The organism is Flavobacterium sp. WC2430 (genome assembly GCF_040822075.1).
GTDB lineage: Bacteria > Bacteroidota > Bacteroidia > Flavobacteriales > Flavobacteriaceae > Flavobacterium.
This window is the reverse complement of record NZ_CP162007.1, coordinates 738965-764336: the sequence shown is the minus strand read 5'-3', so window position 1 is coordinate 764336 and position 25372 is coordinate 738965. Positions and strand designations below refer to the sequence as shown.

Below are 25372 nucleotides of genomic sequence, written 5' to 3'. Positions count from 1 at the left end.
TTATTTGGTTAACCGATTAAACAATTAACCAGTTAACCCAATTAACACATGATAATATACAACGTTACCACAAACATACACGAAAGCGTTCACAATCAATGGATTATCTGGATGCAACACAAGCACATACCTGAAATTTTGGCTACAGGAAAATTCTCTTCAGCTCGATTAGTCCGTGTTTTGATAGAGGAAGAAATGGGTGGAGTTACTTATTCGGCTCAATATACAACTGACAGTAAAGAAACATTAGAAAAATATTACCAAGAAGATGCCCCTAGATTTCGTGAAGAAGGAGCAAAATTATTTGGAGATAAAATGTTGGCTTTTAGAACGGAATTAGAAGTAATTTCAGACCACTAGGAAAAAGTGTTAATTGTTTTATAGAGACGAAGTAATTTTACTTAGTTTAATAGTAATAGGTTAGATTTCTTTGAGGATGTAATAGGTCAAATTATAAATAAAGTTGTTGTTAGTTCATTTTTTTAATACCTTTGCACTAACAGTACACACCACGCTACAGTTTTTAGAGATAAAGACAGCGTCCCAGGGTGTGTCTTTTGCTTTAAATACGTTTCGGTTTTAATTTTTTTTATAACTATTATGTTCGAAAAACTACCTTTTACTATTCAAGAACAAATAGAAAGATTACAAACACGAGGTTTACTTATAACTCCTGAGGACAACGCTACACATTATTTATCTCATATCAGTTATTATCGATTAGGTGAATATTGGCATTCGATGCAATCGGATAAAGTCAATCACGTTTTTAAAGAAAATAGTAAATTTAAAGATGTAATATCACTTTATCATTTTGACGGAGAGCTTAAAATTTTGTTATTCGATATTATCGAGAAAATAGAAATAAGTTTAAGAACAAAGTTAATTTATCATCTTTCGCACGAATTCAATCCTTGGTGGTTTCAAAATTTCGAATTGTTTAATGACAGCAAAGCCTTGGTTAAAACACTTTCGAGTCTAGAAGAAGAATTGGAAAGAAGTAAAGAGATATCTATAAAAAATCATTTTAAAAACCATAAAGATGATTTACGTTTTCCACCGGCATGGAAATCATTAGAACAAACTAGTTTTGGATCGCTATCAAAATTATATGGCAATTTAAAAAACACAATTGATTCTAAAGATACGATTGCAAGAGAATACGGAGTTGTAAATCATACTTTTTTACCAAGTTGGCTACAATCTATTGCGCAAATTCGGAATTATTGTGCACATCATTCTAGATTGTGGAATAAAAACTTACCAGGGAATCCAAAATTATTGGCAAATCCTCCCTTTAATTGGGTTGAAGATGTGCCAAAACAAAATGAAAAATTATATGTTCATCTTTGTATAATGAAATATTTATTAGATAGAATCCAACCTGAAAATAATTTTACAGAAAGATTAGAAACGCTTTTTATAAAATATCCAAACGTTGATTCAAATGCTCTTGGAATGAAACCAAATTGGAAAAATGAAAATCTCTGGAAATAGTTTTCGTTTTTAGTAATCAGCTATAAAATTACTAAATTAATTGAGATTAAAGTATACATTAGAGGAAGCAAATGATCTTCTCTAATTTAAAAAATAGTTTAAGGAATAAGTATTGAGTTGAGAAACTCGGAATTTTAAACTTTAAGCTTTAAACACAAAACATGGAAAAAGTAAAAGCCAAAAAACACCTCGGACAACATTTCTTGAAAGACGAAAGCATTGCTAAAGACATTGCTGATACGTTGAACCTAGAAGGGTATGATGATGTATTAGAAATAGGACCTGGAATGGGAGTGCTAACAAAATACTTGTTAGACAAGCCCATAAATACGTATGTAATCGAGATTGATACAGAATCTGTTACCTACTTAGATGAAAATTATCCAAAATTAAAAGACAAGATTATCTCAAAAGATTTCTTGAGATACAATATCAATGAAGTTTTTGAAGGCAAACAATTTGCGATTATAGGGAATTTCCCGTACAATATATCGACACAAATTGTTTTTAAAACGTTGGAAATGAGAGATCAAATTCCTGAATTTGCAGGGATGTTCCAAAAAGAAGTGGCGCAACGTATTTGTGAAAAAAAAGGAACAAAAGCCTACGGAATATTATCAGTTTTGGCGCAAGCATTTTATGATGCTGAATATTTATTTACTGTTGACGAAAATGTTTTTATTCCGCCACCCAAAGTAAAATCAGGGGTGTTGCGTTTGCGTAGAAAAGCAGATTACAGTTTGCCTTGTGGCGAAAAGTTATTTTTTACGGTAGTGAAAACCGCTTTTCAACAACGTCGTAAAACATTACGTAACAGTTTAAAAACGCTAAACTTATCCGATAATTTACGAGAAGATCCTATCTTTGATCTTCGTCCAGAACAGCTGGATGTAGCACAATTTATAGCATTGACCCAAAAAATTGAAGCCGATGGAATTTAAAATCAGTAAAGACTTAATTCAGCAAATAGCACAACTTATTCAAGAAAAAAATAACCAGCAACTGGAAGTTTTGTTGAATGATATGCATCATGCTGATTTTGCAGAAATTCTGGATGAGGTTAGCATCGAGGAAGCTACCTATATTTTCCAAGTTTTAGACAGTGAGAAAACAGCCGAAATTCTCCTTGAATTGGACGATGATTTACGAGAGAAAATATTAAGCCGATTGTCTTCGAAAGAAATTGCAGAGGAGCTCGATGAGTTAGAAACCAATGATGCGGCCGATATTATTGGAGAGCTTTCCAAGGATAGAAAAGCCGAGGTAATATCGGAACTTCAAGATATTGAACACGCCAAAAGTATTGTCGATTTATTGCGTTATGACGAGGATACAGCGGGTGGAATCATGCACAAAGAATTGGTAAAAGTCAATGAGAATTGGAACGTGATGACTTGCGTAAAAGAAATGCGAATACAGGCAGAAAATATTTCCAGAGTACATTCAATTTACGTTGTTGATGACGACAATAAGCTCAAGGGACGTTTGTCGCTGAAGGATTTGCTGACGGCGCCAACTACCAAAACGCCAATAAGCGAATTTTATATTCGAAAACTGAATTATGTAGGTGTTGAAATGGCTGATGTTGAGGTAGCCCGAATAATGGATAAATACGACCTCGAAGCTATTCCAGTTGTGGATGAATTGGGGCGTTTGGTAGGTCGCATCACGATTGATGATGTGATTGATGTCATAAAAGACGAAATAGAAAAAAGGGATACCGAAGATATTCAAAAATTTGGTGGTTTGGAAGCACTTGAATTACCCTATGTGCAAACAAGACTTTTCGAAATGGTCAAAAAACGGGCCACTTGGTTGGTAATTTTATTTGTTGGAGAAATGTTTACCGCTTCGGCAATGGGATTTTTTGAAGGAGAAATCGAAAAAGCGGTTGTTTTGGCACTGTTTGTTCCACTTATCATTTCGAGTGGGGGGAATTCTGGTTCACAAGCCGCCACTTTGATTATTCGTGCTATGGCGTTGAAAGAATTAGACCTCAAAGACTGGTGGTTTGTAATGAAAAAAGAAATTGCCTCAGGATTTTTATTGGGTTCTATATTAGGGATTGTAGGATTTATTAGAATAATGATTTGGCAACAAACGGGATTGTATCAATATGGTATTCATTGGGTTGCGGTTGCAATGACGGTTTCAATTTCATTAGTATTTATAGTTTTATGGGGAACACTTTCAGGCTCGATGATACCTTTTTTATTAAAAAAACTTAGATTAGACCCTGCAACATCTTCAGCACCATTTGTAGCAACTTTGGTAGATGTGACAGGTTTGGTTATTTATTTTACAATTGCTTCCTTATTATTAAAAGGGAAGTTATTATGAAAACCAGACTGAATTTAAAATTTATTAATTAATAAACCACAACCAGCATGAAAGTACATATTATTGGCGGAGGAAACTTAGGAGTTGCCATCGCAAAAGGATTATCTAAATTTTCGCAAGGAAATCAAATCACCATTACAAGAAGAAACACCGCCAGCATTTTATATTTGGAAGAACAGGGCATAACGGTTTCTACGGATAATACACAAGGAATTCAAGAAGCAGATATTGTGATTTTAACCATAAAACCATACCAAGTAGATGTAGTTTTGGCCGAAATTCTTCCCGTAATTTCAAATAAAGTAATCGCCTCAGCTGTAAGTGGCTTATCGATAGAAAATTTACAAAACAAGATAGGATCTGGTAATAGCGCCATCCGAATCATGCCAAATATTGCGTCCCAATTTGGTGCCTCAGCAACCTGTATTGCTTTTCATGAAAAAGACAAAGAGAAAGCCGAAAATACGGTCGCTCTTTTCAAAGATTTAGGGACAGCGCCTATAATTGATGAGAAATTAATGGATGCAGCTACAGTACTTGCCGCCTCTGGAACCGCTTTTGCCTTGCGTTACATCCGTGCATCGATGCAAGCTGGAATCGAAATAGGATTTGACTGGAAAACCGCATTGGCTATCTCAGCACAAACAGTAAAAGGAGCAGCCGAAATGGTCATGGAAGAACAAGTACATCCAGAACAATTAATCGACCGTGTAACTACGCCACAAGGCTGTACCATTGCGGGATTAAACGAAATGGAAATGCACGGATTCAGTTCGTCCTTAATACGCGGAATAAAAACTTCATTGAAACAAATCAAAGGATAATAATTATTTGGGCGTGCCCCCATTAATAAAAAGGGTCTTATCAGCAGGAATGTTGATAAGACCCTTTTTTTAATGGTGTCGAGCTATCCGCGCTACTTCGGTAGCTAGCTTCTATCACTCACGCAGCCTCGAATGTGTTTTGAGTTTGGTTTTTCAAATCAAAAATCAGCAATCGTTACTCTTTATTCAAAAATATTTTTTATTAAAATTGAGGCAAATCACCATACTCTTTAGTTTTGTTGGTTTTTGTGGTAGTTTTTAAGCCAATTAGCTTAATTAACAATGATTATATTTGTTTCAATGGAGAAACAAAACTACTTTTAATAGTATCATTTGATATTATCGATAAAATCAAATTGCTTTTTTTAATAATAACTCAGGAAGTAACTTATAAATAAGTCAAAAAGTACGCAACCAATTGGAAAAATTCGTATCATATTTAAAACAATAATTATGAAAATACCTTTAATATACTTTGCGTTAATTTTCACTTTATTTAGTTGTTCAACAAGTGAATCGACTATGGTTGCTAATTCTATTGTTGGAAAATGGGATTGGGTTCAATCTAGCGGAGGCATAACAGGAGAAACTACAACTCCAAGTTCCACAAATAAATCCATGAGTGTTGAAATTTCAAAGTCAGAAGTAAAAACCTATGAAAACGGAAATTTAACAACAACTGAATCCTATTCAATTCAAGCTAAAGAATCTATTTTTGGAGGAAAGAAACCAATGTTAGTTTATCTTTCAGGAAAACCTAGTCAATCATTTAGTGTAGAAGGAGCAAAATTGTTTTTGAGTGACGAGTGTTACGATTGTTATCAAATTGAATATGTTAAGCAATAATTTCCTAACTTGGAAATTTATTATTAGAAGTTAACAACAGTAGAATTAAAATGAAAAAAATAACCAATCTTATCCTATTAATCTTAACAACTTCTGTTTCATTCGGACAAAATCCATCCAATGAATATTATAAACTAGTTACTAAAGCAGATTCGCTTTACGAGGCAAAAGACTATTTAAATTCGGGATTGGTATACTCAAGAGCATTTGAAATTAAGGGATGGAAAATTAGAGCCAATGATCGATATAACGCTGCTTGTTCATGGGCATTAGCCAAAGTTCCAGATAGTTCATTTTATCAACTCGAATCAAAGGAAATAAAAAGAAGTTATACAAATTACGATCATACAATTATTGATGAAGATTTAGCATCTCTTCATAATGACAAACGTTGGGCAGCCTTGTTAAAGGAAGTGAAACGAAATAAACTTAAAAAGGAAGCTAAGCTAAATTCTATTTTGGTAGCCGAATTAAAGGCTTTAAATGATGAAAATCAAAATCTTTTAAAGGATATGCCTGAATTTGTAACTAAGAATGGGAGTAATACGCAAAAAATGCTCGCTTTTAATAAAACAATTGACGAGGGAAAGACAAAAATTAAACAAAAAATAGATGCTATTATTGCTAAGGATGGTTGGCCAAGCTCTGATTTATTAGGTTTGAAAGGAGAGTATATTTTATCAGCTCTAGTTATGAGTCTAGATTTAAAAGACAGTAAAAAGTATTTGCCTTTAATTAAGGAGTCTGTTAAAAAAGGAGAGTCAATGCCAGAATATTTGGCAATGTATGAGGATCGATTTCTTACCATGCAAAATAAAAAACAAATTTATGGAACTCAAGTTGGTCAAGATCCACAAACAAAAACATATTATATTTTACCATTGACAGATCCAGAGAATGTTGATAAAAGAAGAGGAGAAATATATCTCAGTCCTCTGTCTGAATATATTAAAGTATGGAAAATGAAATGGGATGCGAAGCAATATATAAAAGATTTACCTTCAATAGAAAAAAAACTCGGGAGCCATTATCAATAAAAATTCACTTTTTTTGCATTTAGATAATTAAAATTTAATTCAAAAAGAATGCTAAATTCATTTAGAGAACAACCTTATCTCTACCAGTTAAAGGATTGAAATATTTCGTATATTTCAAAAAAAAGACAAAATGAAAAAAGTATTAATAATTACGTTACTATTTATGGCAAGTTGTGCTACAGTAAATGCCCAAAAAACCCATAATAAACAATTGCTACGTCATGTGGTTATGTTTGGTTGGAATGAAAATACAGATCCTGCATATATCAATAAAGTGGTAGCTGCATTGAGTGATTTACAACATAAAATCCCAGTTATAAAGGCATTCGAATGGGGAACTAATAATAGTCCTGAAAACTTAAATAATGGTTTGACGCATTGTTTTACTTTGACATTTACTAGTGAAGCAGATAGGGATGCGTATCTTATTGATCCAGCTCACAAAGCTTTTGTGGCGCTTTTAAATCCAGCGCCAGATAAAGTGACGGTTTTTGATTATTGGGCTACAAACTAGATTCCCTTATTTATACTATTTTATAATTGGAACTTGATTCTTACAATCCAGCAGACAAATCATGCAATTTCACTATTAAGATTTGTAACTTTGAACAACATTAAATTATAGAACAATGTTGAAACCAGAAAACATTAAAATACTTCATATCGATAGCAATAACCCTATATTATGGGGACAATTGCAAACCCTAGGTTTTACCAATCAGGAGGATTTCACTTCTTCCAAAGAGGAAATTGAAGCCAAAATTCAAGATTATCACGGCATCGTTATCCGTAGTCGTTTCAAGATTGACAAGCAATTCTTAGATAAAGCCACAAATTTACAGTTTATAGCTCGTGTAGGCGCTGGTCTGGAAAGCATTGATTGTGATTATGCCGAAACTAAAAACGTGACGCTTATTGCTGCGCCTGAAGGAAATAGAAACGCCGTTGCTGAACATACTTTAGGAATGATTCTTTCGCTGTTCAATAAACTGAATAGTGCTGATAGAGAAATTCGTTCGGGGCATTGGAATCGGGAAAGCAATCGCGGTCACGAACTCGATGGAAAAACCGTTGGGATTATTGGCTACGGAAACATGGGGAAATCGTTTGCTAAAAAACTACGCGGTTTTGAGGTGGAAGTATTGTGTTATGACATTTTAGAAAATGTGGGTGACTCCAATGCAAAACAAGTGTCATTAGAAGAATTTAAGCAAAAAGTAGATGTGGTGAGTTTACATATTCCATGGACGCCAGAAACCAATAAAATGGTTCATGCTGATTTTATTAATGGATTTGCTAAGCCGTTTTGGATCATCAATACTTCGAGAGGAAAGAACATTGTTACTACTGATTTGGTTGCTGCTATGCAATCGGGTAAAATTATGGGAGCAGGATTAGATGTGTTGGAATATGAGAAATTATCTTTTGAAACGCTGTTTCAAGAGGAAAACACGTCTGAAGCTTTTCAGTATTTATTAGAAGCACCTAATGTAATTTTGACTCCGCATGTAGCTGGTTGGACCTTTGAAAGTCACGAACGACTGGCACAAGTAATTGTAGATAAAATCAAAGCAAAATATTTTGGAACTCCTGAAAATACAATAGCTGAAAAACGAGTTACAGGAATTGGCGGTATTTTTTTTAAATCTAAAAATCCAAAAGAACTAGTGGAATGGTACGGAAAGTATCTTGGGTTAAAGACAGATGACTATGGATCCACTTTTTGGTGGAAGGACAACAAAGGGCTAGATTGTTCAACACAATGGTCTCCGTTTGCAAATGATACTACTTATTTTGCGCCAAGCGAAAAACAATTCATGCAAAACTTTAGAGTCGATAATCTCGAGAAGCTGTTGTTGCAATTAAGACAGGAAGGTGTGACAGTGGTAGGCGAAATGGAATCGTACGATTATGGGAAATTTGGTTGGATTGTAGATATCGAAGGAAATAAAATTGAACTTTGGGAGCCTATTGACAGTGTTTTTAAATAAAATTTAATACTTTTAATACTCGAAATCAATTAATTATAGTTGTCATGGAGCATTCAAAACAAGAACATTGGAACAATCCGCAACCAGTAGAAGAAGACAATAAAAGGCTAGCGGCAGGATTATTAGCGATACTTTTAGGTCCGTTTGGGATTCATAAATTTTTATTGGGATACACTTCCGAAGGAATTATTTGGTTGGTCATTAGTCTTTTTACACTTGGATCTGTTACAGGATTATTAGGGGTAATTGAAGGAATTATTTATTTGACAAAATCGGATGAGGAGTTTTATCAAACGTATCAAGTACATAAAAAAGGTTGGTTTTAAGTATAAAAAAAATCTCAACAATTGTTGAGATTTTTTTTATACTTATATATAGAAGACTTGTTTTTTAATCTTCCTTATCGACCAGTTTTCTTTCGAGTTCTGCTTGAAACTCTTCCATAACGGGTTTCATTGTGCTTTCAGGAATATCAGCAATTCTAATGTACATTAATCCATCAACAGCATTGTTGAACAAGGGATCTACATTGAAAGCCACTACTTTCGCATTTTGCTTAATGTATTTTTTGATCAATACCGGCAAACGTAACACACCAGGCTCAAGCTCATCAATAATTTTATCAAATTTATTTAAATCCGATTCGGCTTCGTCAAAAATGAAATCTTTATCGGCGTCTTTTAGTTTTACCTTATATGCTTTCTTTGGGTGGATGTATTGTGCAATGTAGGGATCGTAATAATTTGATTTCATAAACTCAATCATCAATGATTTAGAAAAATCTGAGAATTGATTGCTAATACTCACACCGCCAAGCAAGAATTTGTGCTCTGGAAAACGCAAAGTCGTATGAATAATTCCTTTCCATAATAAGAAAAGAGGCATTGGTTTTTGTTGGTATTCTTTGATGATAAAAGCCCGGCCCATTTCGATAGATTTAGACATCATATCATGCAACTCAGGTTCAAAACGGAAAAGTTCATTCAAGTAAAAACCTTCCATTCCGTATTTTGGATAAATTTCAGAACCCAATCCCATTCTATAAGCACCAGCAATTTTCTTAGCATCTTCATCCCAAAGGAATAAATGATGGTAATATTGGTCAAATTTGTCTAAATCAATAGATTCATTTGTTCCTTCTCCCACTTCTCTAAAAGTGATTTCTCTCAAGCGGCCAATTTCATGAAGAACATTAGGTATTTTGCTTGCTTCCGCAAAAAAGACTTCGTAGTTTTTACTTTGTAATAGTCGGCAGTCCGTATCTCTTAACGCATTTACTTCGGCAATCATTTTTTCTCCATTAGCAGGAGTAACGATTTCTTTTGGACTTTTTGGTATTTTTAAACTTGGCGTATTCAGTAATTTACTTTCCTTTTCAAATGGATTAGCTAACATATATGTTTTCTTTCTCAAGAATTCAGAGTAGGCTTCTATCGATACATGCTCGTTTTGCTCCGCTACCGAAATAGGTTTTCCAATACGCACTTTTATCACACGATGTTTTTGGCTAAAAACTTCTGAAGGTAGTTTAGCCGTGCGGAACGTGTCGCTAATTTTAGAAAGAAGATAAAAAAGTCTGCTGTTTTTAGCATGAAAATAAATTGGTACAACAGGTACTTGTGCTTTTCGAATTACTTTTATAGCTCCTTCTTCCCATGGCTTGTCCACCATGAGTTGCCCGTCTTTATAACTGGAAACTTCTCCAGCCGGGAACATTCCTAGAGGTTTTCCGTCACTTAGGTGGCGTAATGTCTCCTTAATTCCTACCACGCTTGATTTGACATCCTTATGGTTTTCAAACGGATTAACAGGCATGATGTAATCTTTCAAAGGGGCAATACGATGCAAAAGAAAATTAGCAATAATCTTGAAATTTGGTTCTCTTTCGAGCATTAATTTCAATAACAAAACACCATCAATTCCGCCTAGTGGGTGGTTTGAAATGGTGATATAAGCGCCCTCTTTTGGCAATCGTTTTAAGTCTTCTTCTGGAATTTCGAATTTTATTTGTAGATCGTCAATAATAGCATTTAAGAACTCTACGTCCTTTAAATGTTTGTTGCTATCATAAAATTTATTAAGAGTAGAAATTTTTAACACTTTCATTAATAACCAACCCGTAAAAGTTCCTAAAACTCCGTATTTTTCAGCATTTATTGCTTTTGCAACTTCTTTGGCGGTAACTAAACCCATTTACTTTTGTTTTTGAGCGAAAAACAAAGATAGAAAAAAACTCGATTAACTACTCATTCAGGCATCGGATTTTCTTGTTATTTATAGGTTAAGCTTTTTAATTTTTAGTATTTTTGGAAATCAAAATTTTATATAAATGAAGATTATTTCTTATAATGTAAATGGAATTCGTGCAGCAATTTCAAAAGGATTTATAGATTGGTTGCAACAAGCTGATCCCGATGTGATTTGCTTGCAGGAAATTAAGGCAACACCCGAGCAACTTCCATTGTTGGATTTTGAGCTTGCGGGTTATCCCTATCATTATTGGTTTCCTGCTACTAAAAAAGGATACAGTGGTGTGGCGATTTTATCGAAAATAAAACCAAACAATGTCGTTTTTGGTACAGGAATTGAGCACATGGATTTTGAAGGACGTAATCTACGTGTTGATTTTGATGATGTATCAGTAATGAGTTTGTATTTGCCATCAGGAACAAATAGCGAAAGGTTAAGTCATAAATTTATGTTTATGGATGACTTTCAAAATTATATTACGGAATTGAAAAAGGAAATTCCAAACTTGGTGATTTGTGGAGATTATAATATTTGTCATGAAGCAATAGATATTCATGATCCGGTTAGGAATAAAAAAACATCTGGGTTTTTACCCGAAGAGAGAGCTTGGCTTGATGCATTTTTAAAAAATGGATTTATTGACAGTTTCCGTTTTTTAAACAAAGAACCAGATAATTACACTTGGTGGACGATGCGTTTCCCTACTGCAAGATTGAATAATAAAGGTTGGCGTATTGACTATTGTTTAGTAAGCGAACCTTTGAGAGATAGAATAAAAAGAGCACTAATTTTACCCGAGGCAAAACATTCTGACCATTGTCCCGTTTTAGTAGAAATAGAATAAATTATGAAGCTAATCTTTAAATGATAAATATGATAAAAAGAATCTCCCTTGGATTATTAATTATGGCACTATCCACTTCTTGTGTGTCTAAGAAAATATATACGGATTTAGAAAACAAGTATACCGACTTAAAAAAGGAAAACAGAACCTTATCTGATGATAAAGATGCGTTGCTGAAAGATAAAAATCAGTTGGAACTGGATCAGTCTGCGTTAAAAACAGATTTGGATAAAGTAAAACAAGAGCGCGATAAATGGCTTGCAGAGAACAGTGCTTTACAAAGTAAAATGGATCTTTTGCAAGAATCGTATAAAGCATTAGAGAAAAACAGTAATGAGGCTTTGCAGGCTAACATGGGTAAAAATCGTGATTTATTGGCTCAACTGGATGCTAAAGGAAAAGCTTTGGCGATAGAACAAGAACGTTTAAATAAAAGTTCGCAACGTTTGCAAGAAATGGAATCTTTGATTGCTGCCAAAGAAGCGGCTATGAAAAAGTTGAAAGAAACATTGTCTAAAGCGTTAAACAGTTTTGAAGGAAAAGGATTGACGGTAGAGCAAAAAAACGGAAAGGTGTATGTTTCTATGGAAAACAAATTGCTTTTTAATTCTGGTAGTTATTCAGTAGGTGCCGAAGGAAAAAAAGCGGTTGTAGAACTAGGAAAAGTTTTGGGTGACAATCCAGATATTTCGGTTTTGATTGAAGGACACACGGATGATGATGGTTTTTCTAGCTCAGGGCCAATTGCTAATAACTGGGATTTATCAACTAAAAGAGCAACTGCAATTGTGGCTATTTTGAGTGAAAACAAAGCAATCAACAAGCAAAATCTTACGGCTGCAGGAAGAGGAGAGTTTTCTCCACTAGCTAGCAACGCTACCCCTGAAGGGAAAGCGAAGAATCGAAGAATCGAAATTATTCTTACTCCAAGATTGGATGAAATTGCTGAAATGTTGAATGAAATCAATTAAAAAAGAAACAAATATTTAAGATTGAAAGGTTCAGAGTTTTTACTTTGAACCTTTTTTTATTGGTGTAAACGTTTCTAAAAGATCTGTTAATACCTTCTGACAACTCCACTAATAAAATTTACCTTTGTATCTTTATCTTTTAAAATTACAATAAATGAAATATACTACTTTACCCAATACCGATATAAAAGTCAGCAAAATTTGCCTTGGAACAATGACTTTTGGAGAGCAAAACAATGAATTAGAAGGTCATTCGCAAATGGATTATGCTCTGGAACAAGGTGTTAATTTTTTTGACACGGCCGAAATGTATTCGGTTCCAGCACGACAAGAAACATACGGAAGTACAGAGAAAATTCTTGGAACTTGGTTTAAAAAATCAGGAAAAAGAGAAGAAATAGTTTTAGCCTCTAAAATTGCAGGACCCAATCCTAATTTCACTTACATGCGAGAAAAAAATGATTTTTCGCCAGCAAGTATCAAGTATGCATTAGACAATAGCTTAAAGCGTTTACAAACCGATTATATCGATTTGTACCAATTGCACTGGCCAGAACGTAAAACCAATTACTTTGGACAACGCGGGTTTACTTTGCAAGATGATCAATGGGAAGATAATATTCATGAAGTCTTAGAAACACTGGACGGATTCATTAAAGAAGGAAAAATCAAACATATTGGTTTATCAAATGAAAATGCTTGGGGAATCATGCGATTCTTAGAAGAGAATAAATACAATAATTTGCCAAGAGTAAAAACAGTTCAAAACCCGTATTCGTTATTGAATCGTCTTTTCGAAAATGCTTCGGCTGAGGTTTGTGCTCGTGAGAATGTAGGTTTGTTAGCGTATTCACCTATGGGATTTGGGGTTTTGTCTGGTAAGTTTTTAACTGGAGAAAAACACCCTAAAGCAAGACTAAACTTGTTTCCACAATATTCAAGATACAGCAGCGAACAATGTACGCAAGCAACAAAATTATACGAAGAAATTGCTATTAAAAATGGCTTGTCATTAACGGAATTGTCTTTGGCTTTTGTTGAACAACAGCCTTTCTTGACCAGTACTATAATTGGTGCGACTACCATGGAGCAATTAAAAGAGAACATTGATACAATCAATGTAACATTATCGGATGAGGTGTTACAAGCAATTAATGAAGTTCAGGCAATTATACCGGATCCAGCGCCCTGATTTTTAATTGTAAATTTTTTATGCAAAGCCTGCAAAGTAATTTTTTGTGGGCTTTTTTTATGGAATTCAAAAATCAGTACTATCTTTAGTTCTTTTTTGAGAGTTTTACGGAGATTTTAAAACTCAAATTCATCACTCACTTTCAATGAATCGACAGGAATAGTATCTCTTACTTTTAATCGAATAAGTGATTTTGCAGGCCCGGAAATTACGATGGGAAGTCTTTTGTAAATAGTGTCCTCAATAGGAATTAACCCTCTTCGTATCATTATATTCGTTAAGAAGGAGACTTGTTTGTTAGCGAAATCTCTCAACTGCCCTTGGTCGTTAAATTGGTACATGAATTTTTTTGGACTTGGAATAATTCGCGCCAGATACAAACATTCATTTAAGGTAAGTTCAGCAGGAGTTTTTTGAAAATAATAACGACTTGCTTCTCCAATTCCATACACATTTGGTCCCCATTCGATTATATTAAAATACACTTCAAGCATACGCTCTTTACTTACAATTCGGTTATTTTCTAGGATATAAACCAAAAGAATTTCTTCCAGTTTTCGGGAAACCGTTTTTTCTCTTGTAAGAAAAACATTTTTTATTAATTGCATGCTAATGGTACTGGCGCCTCTTGAAAATTTCTTGGTTTTTATATTTTTTACAATGGACTGTTTGAATGCTTCATTAATAAAACCATGGTGAGAAAAGAAAGAAGGATCTTCAGTAGTTAACACACATTTTCTTAAGTAAGGCGAAATTTGATCTAATGGAGTGTAATTGGGATTGGCATTTCCAACTAATACTGGACGTTGTAAAACATCATTGATTATTGCTCTGTATACAAATTCACCATTGAGTTTGTTGAGATTGGCTTCGCCGTATTTTGTAATTTTCAAGTTTTCTTTTTTCAAATTGCTATCAAAAACAAGTTGGTCTGGTTTGTTTTTATTGAATTTAAAATTTAATTTATAATCAAATGTTCCTTCGGCTTCCATTCCTTGAAAATGAGTAAACAAACCGTCAGGAAGAGACGAGATGAAGTCTTGTGCTTTCATCTTTGGGATGTTTACTTTGAGTTTATAAATCGTATCTGATTCGGTTTCATACGCTACATAGGGATGAAATTTTATGGCATTAAACTGTGCTGTAGAACTACTGTCTATCGAAATAAAATCGGAACCTAAAAGCAAACGGTAGTCAAAGCGAGCGTTTTTAATAAGGACATCTTTACTGGCAATTTTTGGGTGATTGATTCTTAGATTGGTAATCGAAGTGAAGCCGTCAATATGCAGTTCTCCTCCACTTTTATCAACATTTTCAATGTTCAATCGGATGGAATCAAAACTTGATTTTAAGTTATAACGCTCGTCAAAATAAGGCACTTTTATGGCACCAGTATCAATATTAAAAAACTGAAGGTCTGCTTTTTTATTTCGAGGATCTGCGTAGCCTTTGATTTTCCATCGTTGTGCAAATGTGTTGGTTTGTACATTTATCGATGTCTCTATTTTAGTATTTTCCAATACTAATTTTTTGATGTCAATAGTAGCTTTTTTTCCGTTGTCATCAAGTTTAAATTTGAGATTCTCAATTTTCATATCCGTAGGAATTAGATTGAGTGCTTTGGAAATAATGCGATACGCAAAGGCTGCATAATCTCGTTTTTCACCAGTACGTATATCGGTACTGTCTTTCTTTAAAAAGGCGGCAAAGTTTTTCACTTTTCCTTTTTGGACTAGTTGTACTAATCCATTGTTTATTTTTAAAGTCCCTAGTTGGATGTCTCCTAAAAATAGATGCCAAAAGTTAATACTGGTTTGCATTTTTTGAATCGTAAAGAGGGTATCTGCATTTTTGGGGACCAATGTTAATTCATTTACTTCTAATCCTGTTAAACCTGTAAAAGAAGCTTTTTTTATGGTTAAGTTACAATTGTATTTCTGTTCGATTTTAGTAGAAACTTGCGCTATGGATTGTTGTAAAAGAGAATCTCGGAATAGATAAAAAAGACAAAAAAGAACCACAAACAAGGCAGTAATTATTTTTACTGCAATCATTATCTTTCCTTTTTTGGTTTTCATGGATATCATTATTTTTTTATAAATAAATGGCTAATTTAAATGAATAGTTTGAATTTTAGCCTAAAGCGTTATAATCTTTTAGGCATATAAAAGCCACAATGATTTGAATTGTGGCTTTGGTAAATAAATTTTATTGAATAGATAATTAATGTGGTTCACTATAGAATTTTTTGACTTTGGCAACAATCTGATTGGAAGTCATATTATCTGATGTTTCCACAGATTTTAATTTTCCGTTACCGGTTAATTTGGCATCATTGATTTTTTGTTGTAGTTTAATCTTGGTTTCAGCTGGACCAAAAAGATAAAGCTCGTCTGATTCTTGAACAGAGGTAACAACATCTTTAAGGAAATTATTCATTTGATGTTTTTTTCTTTCTTCAAAAGTCTTGTCCGAATTAATGTGTTGGTTTCCTTGAAAACTTCCTTTGTCTCCCTCTTTATCATGATACACTTTGTTTTCTAAATTCGATTGAATTTCACATATAAACTCCTTACCATCATTCAAAGTCACTATGATTGCTTTTGTTGAGTCAATCCAAATACCAGTTTGCTTTTTCATGTTTTTTTAATTTTAAATTATATTGATTTTTTTAATCCTTTTTAATTTTTTAACAAAGACATTATATATTTCAATTAGTAGTTTTCTTGTAGAATAGCAATCAATTTACTGATTAAAACATGTTCGGATTTATTTTTACCCGAAAATGATTTTGCAATAGCTTCAGCAGTTTTTAAAATTAATTCTTTAATGGTGGTCGTAAATAAGTGTTGATGCTCTTCTCTAAAAATTTTAAAATCAAAAAAAACGTTCTCTATGTCCCACTGGTTGTTAATTAACCAATCAAATACGATTTCAATTTGGTAGCCCGAATCAGAACCGAATTCATCAAATGTGTTTTCTAAAGGAAGCCATTCTTTCTGGACGATTTTTTTTAATTGATTTACCTCTTCTTTTCGAATGGTGTTATCCGCAGCTGCAATACAATAAAATAGTTTGCCAAGTAGCTGGTAGAAACGTACCATTGTTTTGTCGGATGGTTCCATCTTAGAGCCCTTTAAGTATTTTTTTTCAGAATTATAAATTTACAAAAAAACAATGGTAATAAAAATATAAATTATAGTTAAATACTTGTAAGTGAGTGTTTTTGAATTTAATTCTAGAGGTTGTATTACATTTAATTAGGTATAAAAAAAGAGGACACCCTTTTAAGGACATCCTCTTTTTTTTAATATATTTTAAACTTATTTTTTTGAATATTCTTTGTCTAAAAATAAATAGCGGGCATCATTTTCAGTCTTCTTTGATTTTGAATTGACATCAATAATCATAATTTCAGGTTGCTCTTCATTTTTTGCCATAGGCCATTTTGGAAGTCCATCCCCGTTTGGATTACCCGTTTTTATAAAGTTAGCAAAATAATTCATCATAGTTTCTGAAACTTTATAATCATCTTCCGACCATGCATAATCTTTGTTACTCGCTAAATTTCCCATAGCATATTCAATTTCAGCCGAGTGAACAGCGCCTTTTGGGATTGGTGCCTTTGTGGTATTTGAGTTTTTCTTGATCACACCTCCAGCAAGACCCGCTTCTAGACTGTTGTCTCGCATTTCTGGTCTTGGGTGGGTATAATAGTAGCGATAGATAGGCTGCGTGCTGTTTTTTCGATGTAAATCAAACCATTTCCAAGTGCTGTAAGCAATAAAACGGTCACCAGCTAAATCAGTTGCTGATTGTTCCGTTACTTCTACAGTACCTGCAGGATATAATTGAAGCACTTGATCTGCTTTGTCAGGATACAGTTCTTTTACTTTCTGGATGTAGGTTTCATTATTGATGTCTTTACCCATTGTTAATGCTTTGTAGGTCATTTCTTCGGAGTTCCATCCTACTAACAAAGGAATCATAGCTTGTTGTTTAGCCTCAAAGATTTCAGGCAGTAATTTGGGTAAAAAATAACCATCTATTGTGGTTTTGAATACGCCTAAACTTGTTCCAATTGATTTTTGATACAGTTCAAAAGTAGACATGCTACGAAGATCTTTTAGAGATGTTGCACCAATTTTATTGGCAAATTCAAGACCCGTTTTTTCAGCTTCAGCCAAAGGCACTGGTGCTAAAGTAGGGAAAATAGAACCGCCACTTTCACCAATAGCTCCTGCAATAAGACCTTTGGACAGTGGAGAAGCCATTTGGGCGCTCACAGCAATTGAACCTGCAGATTCGCCAGCGATAGTTACTCGTTTAGGGTCTCCTCCAAATTTTGCAATATTAGCTTGAACCCATTTCAAGGCTGCATTTTGATCTAATAGGCCATAATTTCCAGAAGCGTGATTGGGAGATTCTTTGGTTAATTCTGGATGAGAGAAAAAGCCCCAAATTCCTAATCGATAATTTACAGTTAAGGTTACAATTCCTTTCTTGGCCATGTTTTCTCCATCATATCTATTTTCTGATCCATCACCAGCGGCAAATCCTCCACCATAAAAATAAACTAAAACAGGTAATTTATCAGTTGATGTTTTTGCGGGTGACCACACATTAAGATAAAGACAATCTTCACTCATTCCATCGCTTCTAAAACCCATATCGCCAAAAACATTAGATTGGATTCCTCTTGGTCCAAATTTTTTGGTTTGTTTTATACCGTTCCAATTTACTACTGGTTGGGGAGCTTTCCAACGCAAATTGCCTACTGGTGGTTGTGCAAATGGTATTCCTTTAAAACTTTGAATATTAGTTTTTATATCAAATTCACCCTCAATAATTCCATTTGTGGTGGTTATCTGAACAGGGAAGGCATTTTGATTTTCGGCATGTTGTGCATTTGAAAATATAGGAGCGACAAGCAATAGAAGCCCTATACAGTGTTTTTTTAGATTCATAATTTTCTAGTTTTTTTAGTATATATTGGTCTGCAAAAGATATAAATAGTTACAGAGGCAAATCAAATAAAAGGTTTAAAATGTTTGTTATCTTGTTTATTTTTAAAAGGGTGCAGTTGTGTCAGACTGGTTTTTATCCAAACAACATGCTTGCCACATCTTCAATTTTGGCTACTAATTGGATTTTTATTCCCGTATTTTTCAAGGCAATTTTATTGTATTTGGATACAAAAATCGTTGAAAAACCTAGTTTTTCGGCTTCTTGAATGCGTTGATCCACACGATTTACAGGACGGATTTCTCCCGAAAGCCCTACTTCGCCAGCAAAACAAAAATCTTTATTTACTGGAATATCTTCATTCGATGATAAAATTGCGGCTACTACAGCCAAATCGATTGCAGGATCATCTACTGAAATCCCTCCCGTTACGTTGAGAAATACATCTTTGGCGCCAAGCCTAAAACCAGCTCTTTTTTCTAAAACAGCCAAAATCATATTTAATCTTTTGGCATTGTAACCGGTGGTACTGCGTTGTGGAGTTCCATAAACGGCGGTGCTTACTAGGGATTGTATTTCAATCATTAACGGACGCATTCCCTCGAGGGTTGAGGCAATAGCAGTTCCTGATAATTCTTCGTCTTTATGAGAAATCAATATTTCGGATGGATTGGAAACTTCTCGTAATCCGCTTCCTAGCATTTCATAAATTCCAATTTCGGCAGTGGATCCAAAACGATTTTTAAGCGAACGCAAAATTCGGTATACATGATTTCGGTCGCCTTCAAATTGCAGGACAGTATCTACCATGTGCTCCAGAATTTTTGGTCCAGCTATATTTCCATCTTTGGTAATATGACCAATTAGAATAACAGGAATATTGGTTTCTTTGGCAAACTTGATCAGTTCAGCAGTAGTTTCCCGAATTTGAGATATACTTCCTGCTGTGGATTCTATATAATCAGTGTGCAGGGTTTGAATGGAATCGATAATTACAATTTCGGGTTCAATGGCTTCAATTTGTTTGAAGATATTCTGCGTTTTTGTTTCCGTTAAAATATAGCAATTCTCACTTGATGTCGTAATCCTTTCAGCACGCATTTTTATTTGTTTCTGGCTTTCTTCTCCTGAAACATATAGCGTTTTATATGGTAATTTTAAAGATATTTGAAGCAATAACGTACTTTTTCCAATTCCAGGTTCTCCACCTAAGAGGATCATGGAGCCTGGTACAATTCCACCTCCTAAAACACGGTTGAGTTCAGCATCAGTGGTATCCATGCGGATCTCTTGAGCGGAATCAATTTCGTTTATTTTTAATGGTTTAGGAGCTTTACTTTTGGTAGTTGGTTCGCTTTTCCAGGCTACTTTTTCTTGTTTTTGTATAATTTCTTCTGCAATGGTATTCCATTCTTTACAGGAATTACATTGGCCTTGCCATTTGGCATATTGTGCACCACAATTTTGGCAGAAAAAAGTAGTTTTAACTTTTGACATTATTTTTTTTGTGTTAAGCTTTTCATATCATCATATTTCTCAAACATCATGTCTTTGGTCAAGTCACCTATCTCTTCTAATTGAGAGGCATGTTGGTATTTTTGTGAAGCTCTTTTAGCGTCACCTTGTTTTTCATACATCAGCCCTAATTCATAGGAAGCCAACATTGATTTAGGATAGTTTTTATCGGCAATTTCGGCTAATTTATCGAGTTCATTATAGGCTTTGTTTCTTAAAATTGCGGCTTCAATGGCTTTAAAGTCATTTAATCGAACGGGAATTTTTAGTCCCAAATTTTTTGAAATAACATCATATTTATTAATTAAATAATCAACATATCCTGCTTGAAGAACGACTATTTTTTCTGAAAATTCAGAAGAAGAAATAGGCTTATAAGCATCAAAAATTTGATACAAAGCACTAGGAATTGAATAGAGAACTAATGAATAATGCGAGGCATTGTTGAACTCATCATATTTGTAATTAATAGAAGTATTAGTTACTTTTTTAATATTGTCATCTAGTCTTTTTATGGGCTCTTTTAGCTGTCTAATGTCACCAGAAGCAGAAGATAGATAATAAAAAACAGGTTGTTTTAAATTGGATAATTTTTCAGGAATCCTATTTTCCATTTCAGGAGCTAATTCAGGGCTTAATGAAATATAGGCATTAAAAAGCGGGTTGTCTTTATAAAGGAAAAAGTTTAAAAACCCAGCAGTTGTATCATGTCCAGCAATGATCCTAAAAGGGGCGGTACGGTATTTTTTTTCGATATAAGGAAGTAATTCTCCGCCAATGAATTCAAAAAAAGAAGCTCCTTTTTTTGTTGGTACACCCTCAACTTGGTCAAAGTTACTGTCAGCTATTCTTTCGTTATTTCTATTTTGGTTAATACCTACAATAATTGTTTCGGGTAAATCATCCCAATATCCACCGTAATTTAAAGCTCCGTTAAAAGGATCTAATAAGTATTCTCCATCTAGTAAAATAAGTAAAGGATACTTCTTTGTAGGGTTTTGTTCGTAAGATGATGGTAAGCTAATTGTGATTTGTCTTGTTTCGCCTAAAGTATTTGACTTGAAGGGCTCCGTAGTTTTTTGAGAAAATAGTGCACTAGTAAAGAAAAAGAATAGTAGTAGATGTTTCATAATTTTTGACTTTATAAAAATTAATGGGAATGCGAAATAGTGTACCAATATAATACTTTTATTATTTTAATTAGTACAATTTGAGATGTAAAAAATGGTTTTTATCTACAAAAAACGCAATACTTTATGTGCATAACAATGCTGTTTCAATATAGAATTGTATATTGAAACAGCATTCATCCTATTCTTGTTTATTATGTTAAGGAATTGTCGTTTTCATTTGGGAAAATAATCCAAGGCTTAAATGTTTTAGCCTCTTCAAAGTCTAAAGTGGCATAAGAAATAATAATAATAATATCATCTTTTTGGACTCTTCTTGCGGCGGGACCATTCAATGTTATTTCTCCTGAATTTTTTTGGCCTTTGATTGCATAAGTGTCAAAGCGCTCTCCATTATTAATGTTTACAATGGAAACTTTTTCTCCTTCAATAATATTAGAAGCGAGTAAAAGGGTTTCATCGATGGTAATACTACCGATATAATTTAAATCGGCTCCAGTTACTTTTACTCGATGAATTTTTGATTTTAGTACTTGAATTTGCATGCTACAAAAGTAAATTAATTTAATGAAATGGTGTCAATCAATCGAATATTATTGACGATTACGGCTATAAAAGCACGGTATTTTTTATTTTTATTTTTTCTGATACAAGGCAGTAGCGAAGATTCGTCAGCAATTTGAAAATATTCTAGTTCAAATGAGTTGTTTTCAGTAAATATTTTTTTAACCCAGTCCGTTATCGTTTTGGAACTGTTTGTTTTAAATTTTTCTTTGGCCGTGGTTAAAGTTTTGTAAATCAGTGCTGCATCCTTTTTTTCTAGTTCAGTTAAGCGTTCATTTCTGGAACTCATGGCTAGACCATTTTTCTCGCGGTAAATTTCGCATCCTATTACATTGACGTCTAGATGGTTTTTTTTAACCATCATTTTTACAATTTGCAATTGTTGAAAATCTTTTTTACCAAAATAGGCATTTGTGGGAGTTACAATTTCGAATAGACGTTTTACAATGGTTCCCACACCATTAAAATGACCAGGTCTAAATTTCCCTTCCATTTGGTTTTCTAATCCGTCAAAATTAAACGTTTGAGATAGTATTTTTCCTTCGTAAATATCTTCAACAGACGGAGCATATAGAATAATATCAGCACTTAGACTTGCTATTTTTTCAATATCTTGATCTAACGTTCTTGGGTATTTTAGTAAATCTTCTGGATTATTAAATTGGGTTGGGTTTACAAAGATACTTACCACAGTATTTTCATTTTCTATCAATGATTGTTGCATCAACGAAAGATGTCCTTGATGTAAAGCACCCATAGTTGGAACAAAACCAATTTTGGAATTCAGGGTTTTAATGGATTTTAAATAAACCATTAAAGCTGCTTTTCCATTGAAAATATGCATGTCTTTTTTATTAAAATTAAATGCAAACATAATATATTAGTTAATAACTGCATAAATTTTTGTAATTTTGCATGGTTTTTATTACCAATAAATTAAGCAAATTACAATATGAAAGATAAGAGGATATTATACGTATCATCTGAAGTGGTGCCTTACTTGGCTGAAAACGAGGTTTCTTTAATGTCTTACGATGTACCGAAGATGGTTAATGACCAAGGTGGACAGATTAGAATTTTTATGCCTAGATACGGGAATATTAATGAGAGAAGACATCAATTACACGAGGTAATTAGACTTTCAGGGATGAATTTGGTGGTGAATGACCTTGATATGCCTTTGATAATTAAGGTAGCTTCTATTCCTAAAGAGAGAATTCAAGTTTACTTTATTGATAATGATGAATATTTCAAAAGGAAAGCAACATTTGCCGATGAAGATGGAGTGATGTATCCTGATAATGACGAACGTGCTATTTTCTTTGCAAAAGGAGTGGTAGAAACTGTTAAAAAACTGAATTGGGTTCCAGATATTATTCATGTTCATGGATGGATGGCTGCAATGTTGCCTATTTATATGAAACATTATTATAAAAATGAAGCATTATTTTCTGAAACGAAAATCGTTACTTCAGTTTATAGTCAATCATTTGAAGGAACTTTGGATGCTGAGATGATTAATAAAATTGGTCTTGATGGAGTTCCTTTGGAAGCAATACAAGACTTGAAAACACCTGATTACGAAAGCATTATAAAAGCAACTGTAAATCATTCAGATGCTGTTATTATTGCTTCGGATAGTCTTTCTCCAAGTTTAACAAAATTTATAGAATCTTCAGGAAAACCTTTTTTACCTTTCGTCCCTAAAGATGCATTCGCTGAAGCGTATAGTAATTTTTACAATAACGAGGTTCTGTAGTTTTAACTTTTATTATTTTATATGTACAATAATTCTTTTTTTAAGAAAATTCTAATTGTTACGGTTGTTCTTTTTTTGTATTCCTGTGATAAAGACTATAATTCAATTGGGGATGGTTTATTAGGTGACAATCATTTTGCTTTTGACAAATATACTTCAAGTGTTATATCTTACAATCAAAAAGTAGGCCCGGTTCAATCTAATAATCTTGCTGTAAATGCGTTAGGTGTTTATGATAATCCGGCTTTTGGTACCACTACGGCAAATTTTGCCAGTCAGCTTGCTTTGGAGACGATTAATCCAACAATAGGGAAAAACCCTGTAATTGAAAGTGTTGTTTTGACGATTCCGTATTTTAACACATTGAAATCTACGGATACAGATGGAAATCATGTGTATGAGTTGGATTCTATTTATGGTCCATCTGATGCTAAAATTAAACTAAGCGTTTTTGAATCTGGATATTACATGAGAGATTTAGATCCAGTTGGAGGGTTTCAAACTTCTCAAAGTTTCTTTACCGATCAAAATGCTGATTTTGATAATGTAAAAGTTGGTAATCGACTAAATGATTCTTCTGATCCAGTTGAAAATGATTCTTTCTCTTTTAGTCCGGCAGAATATAAATATACAGTAACCACAGATGGTAAAGATGTCATTACACGAGTTGCTCCAGGAATGCGTTTAAATCTTAATATGGATTTTTTTAAGACTAAAATCATCGACGCATCAGCTTCTGGAAAACTAGTTACAAATGATATTTTTAAAGATTACTTTAGAGGGTTGTACTTTAAAGTAGAAAAATCAGGAAGTAGTTCAAGTGCTTTGGCTATGATGGATTTTAAAAAAGGAAAAATTACAATTACGTATAAAGAAGACACTTCTGATACGGATGCGACAAGAATTGAAAAATCAATAAATCTTAATCTTGCGGGTAATACGGTAAATTTGCTGAATCAAAGTAACGTTAATGCTTCTTATATGGACGCAACTAATTCAGGAAATGTCAATACAACAATTGGTGATGATAAACTATATTTAAAAGGTGGCGAAGGATCGTTAGCTGTCTTAGAGCTTTTTGGAAAAGATTTGTATGGAGAAGATGGCTTAACTGGAAGTCCAAACGGAGTTGCTGATGAGTTAGACATTATTAGAAAAAGTGGATGGTTGATTAATGAAGCTAACCTTGTTTTTCATGTTGATGCAAGTGCAATGGCGAGTAGTTATGAACCTAATAGAATCTACTTATATGATTTAAATAATCATCGTCCAATAACGGATTATTATAATGATGCCACATCAGGAACTAATTCTAAAAATGGGAAAGCTGTTTTTGGTGGTCTTTTGGAAAAAGAGGCAGTGACAAATGGAAGAGGCGTTTCTTATAAGATTAGGATAACGAATCAAATTAGAGGACTTATAAAAAATGTGGATTCAACTAATGTAAAGTTAGGTCTTGTAGTTACAGAAGATATTAATGTAATTGCTTCTAATAAACTGAGAACACCAACTGCGATTTCTCAAGTGCCTAGAGCATCAGTTATGAATCCATTAGGGACCATTATTTACGGAGGTAAATCTACTGTGCCTGAGGATAAAAGATTGAAATTAGAAATTTATTATACTAAACCTAATTAATATAAAGCT

At 33.6% G+C, this 25372-nt stretch carries 23 protein-coding genes and 1 pseudogene; 15 read left to right on the top strand and 9 right to left on the bottom strand.

Translation table 11 applies throughout. The features are described 5' to 3' along the window. The first annotated feature begins 48 nt into the window (after nt 1-48). The 10 genes and pseudogenes from AB3G36_RS03205 to AB3G36_RS03160 all read left to right on the top strand — a co-directional run bounded on the left by AB3G36_RS03205 (nt 49) and on the right by AB3G36_RS03160 (nt 8861). Nucleotides 49-360 carry a DUF4286 family protein gene (locus tag AB3G36_RS03205; RefSeq protein ID WP_367755938.1) on the top strand — a complete coding sequence of 104 codons (312 nt, stop codon included), beginning with the start codon at nt 49-51 and terminating at the stop codon, nt 358-360. A gap of 240 nt (nt 361-600) precedes the next feature. Beyond that, entirely contained in the window at nt 601-1497 is an 897-nt protein-coding gene (locus tag AB3G36_RS03200; protein ID WP_367755937.1) for an Abi family protein, read from the top strand. Nucleotides 1498-1658: 161 nt separating this feature from the next. Further along, the gene (gene rsmA, locus AB3G36_RS03195) at nt 1659-2438 is read left to right on the top strand and encodes a 16S rRNA (adenine(1518)-N(6)/adenine(1519)-N(6))-dimethyltransferase RsmA (RefSeq protein ID WP_367755935.1); all 780 of its coding nucleotides are present in this window, start codon (nt 1659-1661) and stop codon (nt 2436-2438) included. Continuing rightward, the gene (mgtE, locus tag AB3G36_RS03190; RefSeq protein ID WP_367755933.1) at nt 2428-3837 is read left to right on the top strand and encodes a magnesium transporter; all 1410 of its coding nucleotides are present in this window, start codon (nt 2428-2430) and stop codon (nt 3835-3837) included. Before rsmA ends, mgtE begins: the two co-directional genes overlap by 11 nt. A gap of 47 nt (nt 3838-3884) precedes the next feature. Then, entirely contained in the window at nt 3885-4661 is a 777-nt protein-coding gene (proC, locus tag AB3G36_RS03185) for a pyrroline-5-carboxylate reductase (protein WP_367755931.1), read from the top strand. A 453-nt stretch (nt 4662-5114) separates the two neighbouring features. Beyond that, nucleotides 5115-5507, top strand: coding sequence for a hypothetical protein (locus AB3G36_RS03180; protein ID WP_367755929.1), 393 nt, complete (start codon nt 5115-5117; stop codon nt 5505-5507). A 50-nt stretch (nt 5508-5557) separates the two neighbouring features. Next, a complete protein-coding gene (locus AB3G36_RS03175; protein ID WP_367755927.1) occupies nt 5558-6544 on the top strand; it encodes a DUF6624 domain-containing protein in 987 nt (328 codons plus the stop codon). 130 nt (nt 6545-6674) lie between these two features. Then, nucleotides 6675-7058, top strand: coding sequence for a Dabb family protein (locus AB3G36_RS03170; protein ID WP_367755925.1), 384 nt, complete (start codon nt 6675-6677; stop codon nt 7056-7058). A gap of 115 nt (nt 7059-7173) precedes the next feature. Next, a pseudogene (locus AB3G36_RS03165) lies at nt 7174-8118 on the top strand (2-hydroxyacid dehydrogenase); the annotation flags it as partial. Between the two features lie 461 nt (nt 8119-8579). Then, nucleotides 8580-8861 (top strand): TM2 domain-containing protein, encoded by a 282-nt coding sequence (locus AB3G36_RS03160; protein WP_367755923.1) that lies wholly within the window; start codon nt 8580-8582, stop codon nt 8859-8861. Between the two features lie 64 nt (nt 8862-8925). On the opposite strand, the gene AB3G36_RS03155 is transcribed toward AB3G36_RS03160, so the two are convergent. Beyond that, nucleotides 8926-10728 (bottom strand): GNAT family N-acyltransferase, encoded by a 1803-nt coding sequence (locus tag AB3G36_RS03155; RefSeq protein ID WP_367755921.1) that lies wholly within the window; start codon nt 10726-10728, stop codon nt 8926-8928. Nucleotides 10729-10864: 136 nt separating this feature from the next. Between AB3G36_RS03155 and AB3G36_RS03150 the strand changes: the two genes are divergently transcribed. The 3 genes from AB3G36_RS03150 to AB3G36_RS03140 all read left to right on the top strand — a co-directional run bounded on the left by AB3G36_RS03150 (nt 10865) and on the right by AB3G36_RS03140 (nt 13792). After that, nucleotides 10865-11629, top strand: a complete 765-nt coding sequence (locus AB3G36_RS03150; RefSeq protein WP_367755919.1) for an exodeoxyribonuclease III — start codon at nt 10865-10867, stop codon at nt 11627-11629. Between the two features lie 29 nt (nt 11630-11658). Next, nucleotides 11659-12600, top strand: coding sequence for an OmpA family protein (locus tag AB3G36_RS03145; RefSeq protein ID WP_367755917.1), 942 nt, complete (start codon nt 11659-11661; stop codon nt 12598-12600). A 154-nt stretch (nt 12601-12754) separates the two neighbouring features. Continuing rightward, entirely contained in the window at nt 12755-13792 is a 1038-nt protein-coding gene (locus tag AB3G36_RS03140) for an aldo/keto reductase (RefSeq protein WP_367755915.1), read from the top strand. 116 nt (nt 13793-13908) lie between these two features. Here AB3G36_RS03140 and AB3G36_RS03135 read toward each other — a convergent pair whose 3' ends face one another. From AB3G36_RS03135 to panC, 8 genes are all read right to left on the bottom strand, one after another. Next, complete coding sequence (locus AB3G36_RS03135) at nt 13909-15870, bottom strand: transglycosylase domain-containing protein (protein WP_367755913.1); 1962 nt, start codon at nt 15868-15870, stop codon at nt 13909-13911. A 145-nt stretch (nt 15871-16015) separates the two neighbouring features. Then, a complete protein-coding gene (locus AB3G36_RS03130) occupies nt 16016-16432 on the bottom strand; it encodes a hypothetical protein (RefSeq protein WP_367755911.1) in 417 nt (138 codons plus the stop codon). A 74-nt stretch (nt 16433-16506) separates the two neighbouring features. Then, nucleotides 16507-16917: a hypothetical protein gene (locus AB3G36_RS03125; protein WP_367755909.1), complete on the bottom strand. Its 411-nt coding sequence runs from the start codon at nt 16915-16917 to the stop codon at nt 16507-16509. Between the two features lie 198 nt (nt 16918-17115). Then, on the bottom strand, nt 17116-18759 hold the full coding sequence (locus tag AB3G36_RS03120; protein WP_367755907.1) for a carboxylesterase/lipase family protein: 1644 nt from the start codon (nt 18757-18759) through the stop codon (nt 17116-17118). 133 nt (nt 18760-18892) lie between these two features. Further along, nucleotides 18893-20254: a DNA repair protein RadA gene (radA, locus tag AB3G36_RS03115; RefSeq protein ID WP_367755905.1), complete on the bottom strand. Its 1362-nt coding sequence runs from the start codon at nt 20252-20254 to the stop codon at nt 18893-18895. Beyond that, nucleotides 20254-21402 (bottom strand): alpha/beta hydrolase, encoded by a 1149-nt coding sequence (locus tag AB3G36_RS03110; RefSeq protein WP_367755903.1) that lies wholly within the window; start codon nt 21400-21402, stop codon nt 20254-20256. Before AB3G36_RS03110 ends, radA begins: the two co-directional genes overlap by 1 nt. A gap of 194 nt (nt 21403-21596) precedes the next feature. Next, nucleotides 21597-21947, bottom strand: coding sequence for an aspartate 1-decarboxylase (gene panD, locus AB3G36_RS03105; protein ID WP_367755901.1), 351 nt, complete (start codon nt 21945-21947; stop codon nt 21597-21599). Between the two features lie 14 nt (nt 21948-21961). Beyond that, nucleotides 21962-22840, bottom strand: coding sequence for a pantoate--beta-alanine ligase (panC, locus tag AB3G36_RS03100; protein ID WP_367755899.1), 879 nt, complete (start codon nt 22838-22840; stop codon nt 21962-21964). A gap of 78 nt (nt 22841-22918) precedes the next feature. Here panC and AB3G36_RS03095 point away from each other — a divergent pair, with 78 nt between their 5' ends. Then, nucleotides 22919-23725, top strand: coding sequence for a glycogen/starch synthase (locus AB3G36_RS03095; protein ID WP_367755898.1), 807 nt, complete (start codon nt 22919-22921; stop codon nt 23723-23725). Between the two features lie 21 nt (nt 23726-23746). Next, nucleotides 23747-25363, top strand: a complete 1617-nt coding sequence (locus AB3G36_RS03090) for a DUF4270 domain-containing protein (protein WP_367755896.1) — start codon at nt 23747-23749, stop codon at nt 25361-25363. Nucleotides 25364-25372 lie beyond the last annotated feature (9 nt).